At 39.6% G+C, this 12,360-nt stretch carries 18 protein-coding genes; 6 read left to right on the forward strand and 12 right to left on the reverse strand.

Going from position 1 to position 12,360, the window contains the following annotated elements; genetic code table 11:
- Window positions 1-153 precede the first annotated feature (153 nt).
- From U9O96_01585 to U9O96_01600, 4 genes are read left to right on the forward strand one after another with little or no spacing between them, the layout of a single operon-like run.
- The gene (locus U9O96_01585) at window positions 154-1,188 is read left to right on the forward strand and encodes a hydroxymethylglutaryl-CoA synthase (GenBank protein ID MEA2053798.1); all 1,035 of its coding nucleotides are present in this window, start codon (window positions 154-156) and stop codon (window positions 1,186-1,188) included.
- A complete protein-coding gene (locus tag U9O96_01590) occupies window positions 1,185-2,351 on the forward strand; it encodes a thiolase domain-containing protein (GenBank protein MEA2053799.1) in 1,167 nt (388 codons plus the stop codon). Before U9O96_01585 ends, U9O96_01590 begins: the two co-directional genes overlap by 4 nt.
- Window positions 2,352-2,753: a Zn-ribbon domain-containing OB-fold protein gene (locus U9O96_01595; protein ID MEA2053800.1), complete on the forward strand. Its 402-nt coding sequence runs from the start codon at window positions 2,352-2,354 to the stop codon at window positions 2,751-2,753.
- A gap of 22 nt (window positions 2,754-2,775) precedes the next feature.
- Window positions 2,776-3,318: a TATA-box-binding protein gene (locus U9O96_01600; protein ID MEA2053801.1), complete on the forward strand. Its 543-nt coding sequence runs from the start codon at window positions 2,776-2,778 to the stop codon at window positions 3,316-3,318.
- Window positions 3,319-3,326: 8 nt separating this feature from the next.
- Here U9O96_01600 and U9O96_01605 read toward each other — a convergent pair whose 3' ends face one another.
- The 9 genes from U9O96_01605 to U9O96_01645 are packed head-to-tail and all read right to left on the reverse strand — an operon-like array spanning window position 3,327 to window position 10,286.
- Window positions 3,327-4,385, reverse strand: coding sequence for a response regulator (locus U9O96_01605; protein MEA2053802.1), 1,059 nt, complete (start codon window positions 4,383-4,385; stop codon window positions 3,327-3,329).
- Entirely contained in the window at window positions 4,382-6,178 is a 1,797-nt protein-coding gene (locus U9O96_01610) for a HAMP domain-containing sensor histidine kinase (GenBank protein MEA2053803.1), read from the reverse strand. Before U9O96_01610 ends, U9O96_01605 begins: the two co-directional genes overlap by 4 nt.
- Window positions 6,175-6,477 (reverse strand): hypothetical protein, encoded by a 303-nt coding sequence (locus tag U9O96_01615; protein ID MEA2053804.1) that lies wholly within the window; start codon window positions 6,475-6,477, stop codon window positions 6,175-6,177. Before U9O96_01615 ends, U9O96_01610 begins: the two co-directional genes overlap by 4 nt.
- 24 nt (window positions 6,478-6,501) lie before the next feature.
- Complete coding sequence (locus U9O96_01620; GenBank protein ID MEA2053805.1) at window positions 6,502-6,702, reverse strand: hypothetical protein; 201 nt, start codon at window positions 6,700-6,702, stop codon at window positions 6,502-6,504.
- A 9-nt stretch (window positions 6,703-6,711) separates the two neighbouring features.
- A complete protein-coding gene (locus tag U9O96_01625) occupies window positions 6,712-6,858 on the reverse strand; it encodes a carboxymuconolactone decarboxylase family protein (GenBank protein MEA2053806.1) in 147 nt (48 codons plus the stop codon).
- A 22-nt stretch (window positions 6,859-6,880) separates the two neighbouring features.
- Complete coding sequence (gene truD, locus U9O96_01630) at window positions 6,881-8,164, reverse strand: tRNA pseudouridine(13) synthase TruD (protein ID MEA2053807.1); 1,284 nt, start codon at window positions 8,162-8,164, stop codon at window positions 6,881-6,883.
- A 4-nt stretch (window positions 8,165-8,168) separates the two neighbouring features.
- Window positions 8,169-8,432: an RpoL/Rpb11 RNA polymerase subunit family protein gene (locus U9O96_01635; GenBank protein MEA2053808.1), complete on the reverse strand. Its 264-nt coding sequence runs from the start codon at window positions 8,430-8,432 to the stop codon at window positions 8,169-8,171.
- 4 nt (window positions 8,433-8,436) lie between these two features.
- Window positions 8,437-9,012 carry an exosome complex RNA-binding protein Csl4 gene (locus tag U9O96_01640; GenBank protein ID MEA2053809.1) on the reverse strand — a complete coding sequence of 192 codons (576 nt, stop codon included), beginning with the start codon at window positions 9,010-9,012 and terminating at the stop codon, window positions 8,437-8,439.
- Window positions 9,009-10,286 carry a tRNA (N(6)-L-threonylcarbamoyladenosine(37)-C(2))-methylthiotransferase gene (locus tag U9O96_01645; protein ID MEA2053810.1) on the reverse strand — a complete coding sequence of 426 codons (1,278 nt, stop codon included), beginning with the start codon at window positions 10,284-10,286 and terminating at the stop codon, window positions 9,009-9,011. The genes U9O96_01640 and U9O96_01645 overlap by 4 nt, the downstream gene beginning before the upstream one ends.
- Before the next feature lie 106 nt (window positions 10,287-10,392).
- Here U9O96_01645 and U9O96_01650 point away from each other — a divergent pair, with 106 nt between their 5' ends.
- Both U9O96_01650 and U9O96_01655 read left to right on the forward strand, forming a co-directional pair.
- Window positions 10,393-10,626, forward strand: coding sequence for a type II toxin-antitoxin system HicB family antitoxin (locus U9O96_01650; GenBank protein MEA2053811.1), 234 nt, complete (start codon window positions 10,393-10,395; stop codon window positions 10,624-10,626).
- Window positions 10,619-10,843 (forward strand): type II toxin-antitoxin system HicA family toxin, encoded by a 225-nt coding sequence (locus U9O96_01655; protein ID MEA2053812.1) that lies wholly within the window; start codon window positions 10,619-10,621, stop codon window positions 10,841-10,843. Before U9O96_01650 ends, U9O96_01655 begins: the two co-directional genes overlap by 8 nt.
- A gap of 17 nt (window positions 10,844-10,860) precedes the next feature.
- Here U9O96_01655 and U9O96_01660 read toward each other — a convergent pair whose 3' ends face one another.
- From U9O96_01660 to U9O96_01670, 3 genes are all read right to left on the reverse strand, one after another.
- Complete coding sequence (locus U9O96_01660; protein ID MEA2053813.1) at window positions 10,861-11,583, reverse strand: C25 family cysteine peptidase; 723 nt, start codon at window positions 11,581-11,583, stop codon at window positions 10,861-10,863.
- On the reverse strand, window positions 11,544-11,969 hold the full coding sequence (locus tag U9O96_01665; protein MEA2053814.1) for an S-adenosylmethionine:tRNA ribosyltransferase-isomerase: 426 nt from the start codon (window positions 11,967-11,969) through the stop codon (window positions 11,544-11,546). The genes U9O96_01660 and U9O96_01665 overlap by 40 nt, the downstream gene beginning before the upstream one ends.
- A 107-nt stretch (window positions 11,970-12,076) precedes the next feature.
- Window positions 12,077-12,352 carry a hypothetical protein gene (locus tag U9O96_01670; GenBank protein ID MEA2053815.1) on the reverse strand — a complete coding sequence of 92 codons (276 nt, stop codon included), beginning with the start codon at window positions 12,350-12,352 and terminating at the stop codon, window positions 12,077-12,079.
- Window positions 12,353-12,360: the final 8 nt, after the last annotated feature.

A 12,360-nucleotide genomic window follows, 5' to 3' on the forward strand; every position in this document is an offset into this window, starting at 1 on the left:
TATAGAAAAGCCAGAAATGGTTGGCATCATTTTTTCTATAATAAGGTGGGGAAAGATAAACCCTCAGATAGAAAAACTGTATGATTTTGTATCTCCATAGCAGTCCGTCACTTTTAAATATCAGAATACAATGTGATGAAGCAAGGTGAGTACATGGAAAAATCTGGAATTGTTGGCTATGGGGCGTATGTCCCCAGATACAGGATAAAGGCCGATGAAATAGCAAGAGTCTGGGGGAAAACTGGAAAGATCATATCTGCCGGTCTGAACATTTATGAAAAATCTGTACCTTCAATTGATGAGGATACCGCTACAATTTCTGTAGAGGCAGCCCGCCGTGCGGTTGCATCGTCCAGAATAGATCCAAAAGATATAGGGGCAGTATATGTTGGCTCTGAATCCCATCCATATGCCGTGAAGCCTACGGCGACCATTGTAGGGGAGGCAATAGGGGCTACACCAGATATGACGGCAGCCGATTATGAATTTGCATGTAAGGCAGGAACAGCAGCCATTCAGACATGTCTGGCCCTAGTAAAGGCAGGTATGATAAAATATGGGACGGCAGTTGGTGCCGATGTCTCACAGGCTGCACCAGGAGATGCGTTGGAGTATGCTGCATCTGCCGGAGGCGCCGCATATATAATTGGAAAGGATAACTTAATTGCAGAGATAAATGAAAACGTGTCATATACGACCGACACCCCTGATTTCTGGAGAAGGGAGGGGGAACCATACCCTGGTCATGGGGAACGATTTACAGGAGAACCGGCATATTTTCGCCATGTTATTGCCTGTACAAAAAAGTTGATGGACAAAGTGGGGACGAATCCATCAGATTATGATTATGCCATTTTTCATCAGCCAAATGGAAAGTTTCCCAGGAGGGCAGCAAAGAAACTGGGATTTTTAGAGGAACAGATTGAGGAGGGGCTTCTTTGTCCAATTATAGGCAATACTTACTCCGGGTCGACACCACTGGGCCTTTCTGCAGTACTTGATGTAGCAAAACCCGGAGATAGGATACTGGCAACATCATATGGTTCAGGTGCAGGTTCCGATTCCTTTGATATAACTGTTACCGAAAAAATAAAAAATTATCCGAGAAATAAGATCAGAGAAATGATAGATAATAAGGTATATGTTGATTATGCCATATATATGAGATATAGGGGTGAATTTAGATGAGAGAAGTTGCAATAATTGGTAGCGGAGTAACAAATTTTGGCGAACTATGGGAAAAATCATTCAGTGATTTGGTGGCTGAAGCAGGCATAGCTGCTATAACAGATGCAGGAATAGATGGTGCGGATATAGACGCAATGTATACCGGGGCAATGTCTGCCGGAAGATTCGTGGGACAGGAGCACTTGGGTTCTCTTGCAGCAGAAGTTTCCGGACTTAGCGAACTTCACATTCCATCAACAAGGGTTGAGGGTGCATGTGCTTCTGGTAGCATGGCTCTCCATTCGGGATATCTTGCTGTTGCATCTGGGGTATATGACATAGTTGTTGTCGGTGGAGTAGAGAAAATGACAGATGTTGCAGGAAAAGAAGCAACAAGTATACTTGCATCAGCTGCAGATAGGGAGTGGGAAGCTTTCTTTGGCGTCACCTTCCCGGGACTTTATGCATTAATGGCTCGTTACCACATGAATAAATATGGGACGACATCGGAACAGCTGGCAAAAGTTGCTGTAAAGAATCATTACAATGGCTCCCTTAACCCCAAAGCTCAGTACAAAAGGAGGATAACTGTAGAAGATGTGCTAAATTCCACGATGGTTGCCGACCCACTGCACCTTCTTGATTGCAGTCCAATAACTGATGGAGCAGCAACTCTTGTTCTTGCCCCCCTCGAGGAGGCAAAGGAATATACAAATGAGCCGGTAAAGATTCTGGCATCTGCACAGGCATCGGACAGCATTTCCCTTCACGGAAGAAGCCGCCTCGATGCACTTCCCGCTGCAATCGAAGCAGGATCGAAGGCTTATAAACAGGCAGGACTTAAACCATCCGATATTGATTTTGCAGAGGTGCATGATTGTTTTACCATAGCAGAAATAATGGCGATAGAAGATTTGGGATTTGTAAAAAGAGGGAAGGGAGGAAAGACTATGGATGAAGGATTGACAAACCTGGATGGCGAAATACCCATAAATACATCTGGGGGGCTTAAATCGAAGGGGCATCCTGTGGGTGCTACAGGTATAGCTCAGATACATGAGCTTATTCTTCAATTGAGGGGAAAAGCTGGTAAAAGGCAGATCGAAAAGGCGGATATAGGCCTGGCTCACAATGTTGGTGGGTCTGGAGGAACTGCTGTTGTTCATATTCTGGAGGCGATATAAATGGGTGTGTCAAGATATTGGAGAGAAATACCACAGAGGTATAATTTAGCGGGAACGAAATGTGGGTCATGCGGAAAAGTATATTTCCCGCCAAAGGCCATATGCCCTACATGCAGAAGAAAATCTATGGGAAAAATGGAGGAATATAAACTTAAGGGGACCGGAACAGTAGAAACATATACGATAATTTATGCACCTCCTCCGGATTTTGAGGGAGAAGAACCCTATGCCATTGCATTGATAAAAATGGAGGAGGGGTGCTACCTTATGGGACAGATAGTCGACTGCGAATTAGATGAAATACATATCGGAATGAAGGTAAAGTCGTGCTTCAGGAGAATAGAGGAAGATGGAACCCGTGGTGCTATTCAATATGGATATAAATTCAAAAAAGTGGGTTAAACAAAATTATAAAAGTGGGAATATGGCAGATATAAAAATACAGAACATGGTCGCCTCGACCGTTATAGCAAAAGAACTGGATTTAGATAAGATACTGGCTTCACTTGAAAATACAAAGTATAATCCCGATCAGTTTCCAGGGCTTGTTTACCACATAGAAAAGCCAAAAACTGCATTTCTGCTGTTTAAGAGTGGAAGAGTAATATGTACGGGGGCAAAAAATATACAGGACATAAACACCGCGATGAGAAAATTGTATCCAAAGATGAAAGAATTAGGATTTGATGTGATAAAGCCAGAGGTGAATATTCAAAACATTGTTGCCTCGGTGGATTTGCATGTAAAGCTTAATTTATTGGAACTATCGCTTGCTCTTGGACTTGAGAATATAGAATATGAGCCAGAAATATTTCCGGGCATGGTATACCGTCTCGATGAGCCTGGTGTGGTATTCCTGTTCTTTGGTTCAGGCAAAATAGTATGTACTGGAGCAAAAAAGAAAGAGGACATTGCAAGAGCTGTTGATATAATAACAGAAGAACTAAACAAAAGAGGATTTTTGTAGACTATGTTTTATTTGCCCTTGGGCATCCATAAGAGATCAGTTTTATTTTTCACCCTACGATTCTTTACACTGTCCAAAACATCGGCGATATCCTTTCCAACTCTTGACAAAAAATATCTTTTATCCTCGTCCTGCTCTATAACCCCATCATCTCTCAGTTTCTTCAAATGAAAACTCAACTTCGGGTTATCTTTTATATTAAGCATTTGAGCTATCTTGGTAAAGCTGTATTTTTCACTGTCTGATAATAGCTGGATTACTTTTCTTCTCAGATAATTGGATATTGATTCCGAAAAAAGGCCAAGCCTGATATCGGCTATTATATCGCTTATTTCATTTGCCATTTTATTATCAACATTTTTGAAGTCCGTAGAAAGGATCAATGTGCCCCTGTTAGTGGAAGACATCCTGTATAACCATTTCAAAAAATTTCTTGCTTCGTCAGTGGAATTCTTCTCAAGTAAGTATTCAATATTTGTCAGTAAAATTACAGTATTATACTCAAATAATTCTGATAATTCTTTTTTTATATCCTCGATATCTCTTGGATACCAATCCTTTACAAGACTAATGGGACGAACGTTATCCATTCCTTTAATTCTATCTAAATCTTTTGTTATGCATATGCCCTTCCTATCTTTTATCAACTCTTCGAATTTCTTAAAATAGTCATCTCCCTCAAAATTTAATTTTTTCAATTCATCAAACTTTATTTCTTCCAAGGCAGCTAGTATACTTCCCTCGAGTTCCTCAACATCGAAAGGTTTCCTTATATAATCAAATGCTCCTTGCTTCATCGCTTCGATGGCGGTGTCTATGGTGGCATAGGCAGTTATCATAATTACAGGTATTGAAGCAATTTTTTTCTTTATTCTTTTCAGTACTTCTATTCCGTCCATGCCGGGCATTTTTATATCCAAAAAAACTAAACTTGCATCTTCCAGTTTTTCTAAACATTCTTCACCTGATTTTGCAGTTATAACTTTGTATCCATACGACTCAATGGCAGTTTTGGCAGCGTCCAGTATAGATGGGTCATCATCAACAAACATTATTTTTTCCATCATTTTCCTTCTCCCGGTATGAGCAAATGGAAAGTGGAGCCTCTGCCAACTTTGCTTTCAGCCCATACCTTCCCCCCATGCCCCTCTATTATATTTTTTACTATTGACAGGCCAAGTCCCATTCCTCCGTTTTTATTGTCCCCCGTATAAAACGGATCGAATATCCTATCGATTTCATCTTCTGGTATGCCAGCACCATTATCTGATATTCTCAGATGCACTTTCTCACCGTCCGCTCTTGCAGATATTTTTATTTTTCCCCCAGGAGGGGTATATCTTATTGCATTCACAAGTATATTCTTAATGGCTTTTCCAAATAAATTTTTATCCCCCTTCAACGTTGATGAGGTGGGTATTTTAATAGATACACATTGCTTCTTTTCATCCGAGATTTCTTTACAATCTTCGATGACTTCTTCAACAACTTCCCTTGTAAAGAATTTTTCCTTCCTTAATTCCAGTTCCTTAACGTCTATAGAAGGTATCTGGAGCATGTCATTTATTAAGTTTGTAAGTTTATCTACATTCTTCGCCATTATATCAAGTTTCTCTTTCTGAACTTTTGTAAGTTTTCCCAATTTTTCTCTTTTAAACAATTCGACATACGTTTTTATGGATGTAAGAGGTGTTCTTAGCTCATGCGCAACAACATCAAGAAATGTTGTCTTCATTTTTCCTAACTCTGCTTCTGCAAGTTCCCGGTAAGCTTTCTCCAGTTTTTTTCTCCTCTCAACGAGTTCTTCAACCAGCATTTCTCTGCTCATAAGGGTTACCTTTTCTTCCTCCAGTACCCCTCGCGGTAACTTTTCTACCATGCCCTCTCCGTATAACTTTTCCTTTATATTTGTTGGCATTTTCCTGAAATTCATAGTTATCATGGAATTTACATTGTCCTCGCCTAAACTCTGCTGTAATATCAAATAGGTTTTGTTCAAGATGTCCAAAAATTTCTGGATAATAAAATCCATTTTATTTTTTTCAGGATACTGCCGATATAAAGCTGCTATATCAATCTTTCCGTTTTTGCCTATTTCCACCCCGCTATTACTTCTATTCAGCAATATGGCAATTTCTTTTATGTCTTCAGGTCTGCATTTACGTAGCACCGGCTCCAGGACAGTCCTGAACAATACTATCGGAATGATCCAGTCAAATATCAAAAAATTTTTTTCTATAACTCTTCCGATAGCTTTCCTCGATTCATCAATGGCCTTTTCCCACGGAACAAAAGCGGAATATAATTCAATTAACCCAGATACCAGATCATAAAAAGCTTGGGAAAGATCATCTACCTCCAGTTTATTTATAACTTCCTCGATAGCTTTTGTATTCAAACGCTCATCAACACTTATGTAACTGCCTGCCAGCAATGGATGTTTGTCTATACGACTCTCCAGCAGTTCCTTAATGCTGTTTGTGCCGATAAGGGGAGCTATTTTATCGATGAAAAAATTAGCGAGTTGTTCATATGACCTTAGAATAGCAACATCATCTCTCAAAAGCATCTTGTATTCCTCTCCTTCCCCTGACTTTATTGACGATATAAGGTTTTTCTGAGCTATTATTATGCCAAGTTCAACGATGATAACACTTACAGGATATACAACAATTCCCAGTGGTGACCCATGTGATGACCATATTAGATCGTATATGAATATAAATGGCACTATCGAGAGAGATAGAATAAACCATAGGATATATGCCCTTTTGTAAACTGAATATACCTTTAGGACAAAAATTAGAATTGCAATGGAAAAAATGAAATTTATAAAAGCAAGAATGTCAGCGTTCATCATTTTATCACTTCTCTCCAATCCATATATATTCTACTTATACCATATAAAAGAATAGTAAAGGCCACCAATATCAATACATGTGCAATGCTCTCCATTACAGGAATAGAGCTCCCGATGGCCATCCGGGGCATAATAAAAAATATGTAACCCAGCAGGAGGAGAACCCCGCTGGTTGCAAGTATTGCACCCCTCCTTACTTTTACCAGTTTCATCAATCGGTTAAAATAATAAAACGAATTTGCTGCTAGGAATATAATTATTGTATTGGAGAATATCATTATTACCTGGATTTTTTCCATATCAGATAAAAACGATATCTGTTTTTAAATCTTTATGAATTGCAAATTTGTCGGACGAAGGTTATCCTTTTTGTTATGCCTGCTCAAACTCGTCCAGAGCTTTTTGACCTCTGCTACATACATTAGTGCAGCCCCTCCGCTCATCAGTATGGATACTGTGGACGCTTCCAGTATTTCATCTCGATTTGCACCTGCATCTAGAGCCTTCTTTATATATATTGTAATGCAGTACTCTCACCTTGCAGTTATGGCCGTTCCCAATGCAATCAATTCCTTTGTTTTTGTGTCAAGAACACCTGGCTCCAGTACATGTTTCATGAAATCTTGGAAATGTTGCATACTGTTCTTATTTTTCTTAGACAGAGTCTTCAATCGAATCACAGCAGGTAATGCAAATGCCAAATTAATAATTTTGTACATCTCCTTTCATAAATTCCCTCAGCAGGCAGGTGGCATAGCACCCCTTTAACAAGGAAAATGATAGGCGCAATGTTTTATCTTCCATTTTCCATCTTATCTTTCTCACTGGAGAGAGAATTATCCTTCGTATTCCTTGTGAAGACAGAAAGGGCATCCCGGGAATTATAAATTTTTCGGGCATAACACTTTCTTCTTTCAGAACTTTCCTTTCAATTTTACCCATTATATCATTTGCAAACCTTATGTTATGCCCTATGATGATGCCAGATGGAAAGCAATTACCTTTTTCGATCTGATGGTTCACTTTATCCAAGTTATTTTTGGTAACCTCAATTCCGTGCCTGCTCTGTACCTCCCCCTTACTTAAAGTTATAACAATATCTCCTTCTATAGCTCTATTAATGGGAATGCCTTCTTTCAACCTCATTGAAAGAATTTTGTTAAAAAGATATGACTGATAGGCATGGATAAACATGCTGGATAAGTTTTTCGGCAGTTTCTTTAAAGCCCCTGTCCAGTCTTCCTCATTTTTTGACAAATAGGCTATCATCCGTCTTTCAAATAAAAGTTTTTTAGGATAAATTTTAAGCGCTTCGGAAAAATCCATTGTCTCTTCTAAAAATTCTCTCGCTTTGTAGGATGACTGTTCCTCACCTTTTATGGGATTGGCAACATAATTCATAACAGCTTTTTTCATGTCTCCAAGAACTATATATTTTCCTACCAGGTGAGTCACAGGCCTGATTATCCCGAACCGCTGAATCCCAAAAAAATTGGGAAAGCCTCCAGATTTCTCTATTTCCCTGCATATCCTTTCTACTGTTATTTCGTCCTCTTCAACATCCCTTATTGTGACATCAAATCTGTTACCCTTTAACCCTCCCCTGAAAACCGGACGGTGGGATTTATACAGCACCTCTATTTCAACGCCGGGCAGTTTCATATTTGATACAGATTCTATCGAACATGGAAAAGACATGATTTGTCTGGTTACCGCCCTTTTATCCTTAGTACCTGCAAATCCTATAAAGTTAACAGGCATTCCGAGTTTTGCTGCCATTCTGTTGAGAAGAGCATTCATCTCCCAACCTTTTGCCTCAACTCTGGCAATAACGTGTTTTCCATCTCCCGGGGGAGGAAAAATAGATATTTCTTCCACAACAAAATCTTCTGGTACGACTTTTATACGGCCGTCCAATCCTGGAATTTTTGTGAAAAAAACATCCATGCCGATTTCTTTTTCCTGGGCAGGCGGGCTAACCTCCATGTGTTTATTCCTCTAATTGCCCCTTAACTTCTTCTATATCCTTTTTTATATCGCTGATGACTTTTTTCACAATTTCCTTTGCTTCCCCCTTTTTCACCCTTACATAAAATTTTGGATTTGACAGCAGAGGATGCTCTATGCTCCATCCTGCATAGTCAACATCTTTGTTTTCAAGCAATTTTTTTTTCAGCAGATTCAGTATTGTACTATCTCCTATTATTTCAAATTCAAACTCCTTTTTTTTATCTTTGGTTATCACAACCTCCATAATATCACCTCTTGTCGATATTGCCTTCACCATAATCCGATGCTATCTTTCTTTCTTCAATTCGCCCGCAGCGGGGGCACTCAAGAACGAAATCTTTTTTTACCAGTGGTGCCCTGCAGCCTATACAGAAGGACTTTATTGAACCCAGGTGCGCACCGTTGGTGCTTAATCTGAGAGTGGGCTCAACCTGTATTACTTGTGCACGTATAATATCGCCTATTTTGTATTTATCTTTTGCACTCACTACATATTCTTTTGCAATATCTGAAACACGGATTGCACCCTCATTTTCCCCTACTACTTTCCTATATACACCGGCTGCATGGAGAATGTTTGCCAGTACCATCTTGTCTGTGATGTGCTCCACCTCGCATATAACGGTGTCTCCTTTTTTGAGAACGAGAGGGACGCTGGTTAATGGCTTTATCTCGGCCGACGGACGCTTTTTATCAACAAAAAAATTTCCAATCATTGTTCCCACTATATCTCCCCCAATGTCTTTCGTGCCATATCCTGGGAACAGTTCCTCGGATGTTGCTATTGTGTCGCCGGGAAATACCAGGCTTCCTTCTTTTATCATCGGAGAGGTAATAAGTTCTTTTTATATATGATATTTTCTATTGCCCCAAAAAGATGTGTTTCTGTAGTGTCGCCTACTTTTACCTCTACAAATTCTCCTATTTTTCCATCTTCTAAAAAAACTGATTTATAATTTTCTGTTTTTCCCACCATCCAGTTTCCATGCTTTTCGAGTATAATGGCATTATACGACTTTCCGATACATCTGCGGTTGTTTTCCAGAGTTATGCGTGAAGCTATTTCAGTCATTTTTCTTGATCTTTCCTTTGCCTCCTTTGTGCCAATCCGCCCCTTCATTTTCTTTACATCCGTATATGGACGGGGAGAAAATCTTGTTATATTTATCACATCCGGCCTAATTTTTTTTATTGCATTACATGTTTCTTCAAATTGTTCTTCAGTTTCGGATGGAAAAGCGATTATGACATCGGTAGCCAATGTTATATCTGGAATTTTTTTTCTTAGTTTATTCACAATGTTCGTAAACTCTCCCAATGTATGACCCCGACGCATTTTTTTCAATATCTCATCCGAGCCTGACTGAAGAGGGAGATGCAAGAATTTGTAAACCCTTTCATTCAAAAATAGGTCTGTAATCTCATCCATTCCTCTTTTTAGAGAAATGGGATGCATCATTCCAATCCTTACCATGAAATTTCCATCTATCATACATATTTTATTGACAAGGGAGGGAAGAGAACCACCGGTGTCCATACCATACGCTGCGGTATCCTGCGATGTAATCCTGACTTCCCTGCATCCTCTTTCTACAGCATCATGAACAGCATTTGCGATTCCATCTTCTGAATATGAAGTCAAATTGCCCCTTGCTTTTTTTGTTATGCAGTAAGAACAGTTGTAAAGGCATCCGTCGGATATTGGAATATTTGTTTTTTTATCCACCATTCTCGGCAAAGTCGCCTTGTCTTTCTGATAAAATGCCACCTCCTTTTTTTCCAGCACCTCGGAAACCTGATGAATATATCGGGGCGGCAGTAAAGCGGCAGACGGCATAATTTTTTTTACAAGGCTGGGAAGGGCGGATGGCATACACCCACCAATGATGACGGGTTTCCCACTTTCGCCGAAAATTTTCATTCTGTGAAGCATGCGTTGCTCGGTTTTGTCAATAACAATGCAGGTGAAAAGAATAAGGATGTCAGCATCCTCTATATGTTCGACTATTTTATGCCCATTTTTCGCCAGTATGCCAGCTGCAATCGATGCATCTCCCTGGTTGGCCGCACATCCATATGTTTCTATATATATCCTCATTCAGATTTTTAATGGTGCATAGCTAATAAACTTTAGGATGTCTTATTGCAAGAGCTGGATGTTTAATTTTGAGTAAACTTTATTATACCGTGTTTTATATAAATTCATGAAATTACGGAATTACAGGATATTGTTCAGGAAGGAACCAGAAGGAGGATATACGGTTATAGTTCCTTCTCTGCCAGGCTGTATTACCTATGGCAAGGATATTGAAGAAGCGATTGAAATGGCTAAAGAAGCAATAGAACTGTATATAGGAAGTCTGATAAAGCATGAGGAGGAAATACCTTCTGATGAGGAAACCTTTGAATATAATTTAAAGATAGAATTAGATGCCTAAAATTTCTTCTCTCACACCAGAAAAATTAATAAAAATTCTTGAAAAGAAAGGGTTTATATTAGATAGAACAAAAGGAAGTCATCGTATCTATTATCATCCCATATTGAAAAGAAGAGTTGTTGTTCCCTTTCATAAAAAAGATCTGCCCAGAGGCACTTTATTCGAAATTTTAAAACAGGCGGGTATCAACAAAAAAGAAATTGAAGAATTGTTGTAGAGGAAAAGAAAAAATGGTTAAAGGTTGAAAATCCCTGGGAATAACTCTCTTCCAAATATTTTCGAGAGCCATTCGTTGAGTTTCTGTAGCCATAGCGAGAGAGAATTATCATAAATTTTTGGCATCGAGACTACTAAGGAATCTGACCAAGGACTTTCTAAGCCGCTTTCATCCTTTGCTTTTACCCTTATGCTATAATTACCCTTTTCGTCCCAAGCATGAGTGGACTCCATCGTTTCCCCGGATTCGTAAAGGTTAGTCCATTCGTCAACAACAAGGTCTCCATTCCAGTCCCATCCATATTTGACTTTGTCCCCATCTGGATCAATAGCTGATGTTGTATAAATATAGTCTTTTCCTACTTTTCCCTCGGTTGGACCAGATGGCTTGGCTGGTTTGTTTGGTGGATGGTTTATTATTAAGCCAAGAGAAGGATCGCCACATAAGTTAAATGCTAAAGTATTATCATAACGAGATTTATGGTTATCATAACACCATTCCTTAGATTGATAAAGAGCATCACCACATCTACAGCCTTTAGTTATAAGATATTCAAAAAAATGATAAGTGTTTGCCGAATTCCCCGTACGGAGATCGCCTGTTGTATGCCAAGTATATTGTGTCGCACCGACAAATGCAATTGCTCCTTTTTTGCTAACATATATTGTCTGGTACGTCTCTGGATGTTCCAATTTCTTTTTTATATAAGGAGGTAAAGGCATCTCTCCCTTTTTTTCCAATTCTTCCTCGCTACAAGGAAAATTGATTGAGCGCTTCCCCCGTCTTTCTTCACAATTTCTCCTTCAAATCCCTTTACGACAATTTTTGTTCCTTCTCTCACCTTTCCTTTTACCAAGCATTTGAATAGACCGTTTTCCATCCCCAACAACAGCAATTCTATTTTTCCTCCCGTAATCTTTCTCCCACGGAGCTTGGCTCGTATAACTTTCGTATCATTCAAGACCAAGACATCTCCCGGCGATAGATATTCAATGATTTCTCTAAATATTCTATGCTCGATTCCATCACCATTTAAAACCATCAGCTTGCATTTATCTCTAGCCACCAATGGTTCTTGAGCTATTGACTCTTTAGGCAAATCGTAATCGAATTCGTCGATGAGCACGATGAGAAATGAAAAAGGAGTAAAATAGGGGCTACGCCCCTATAACCCCATTCCGCCTTCGTTCCTCGGCAAGCCCTCGCCCACAAGGGGCTCGGTCATGCCACATCTCACTCGGCGGTAAACACGGTTAGCCGTTGCTGTGAATCATCAATGACAGCTATCCCGTGATGATGCTGTTGCTGTTGCAGGTACACACTGGATTCCTCCAAGTTTATTTTTCCTATCGACTCATGATGCTCGTATCCACTCCAAAAGCTCCCACGTGGATACCGTTTCCTAAAGCCGGGGTGTTGCTCGAACATTCTTTTAGCACTACGGGATTTCAACATGATCTCTGCATCTTGAACTGAGTATCGCTTTGGGATGTTCACCTGGAAATGGATGTGGTTTC

It is taken from the genome of Candidatus Thermoplasmatota archaeon (assembly GCA_034660695.1).
GTDB lineage: Archaea > Thermoplasmatota > E2 > UBA202 > DSCA01 > JAYEJS01.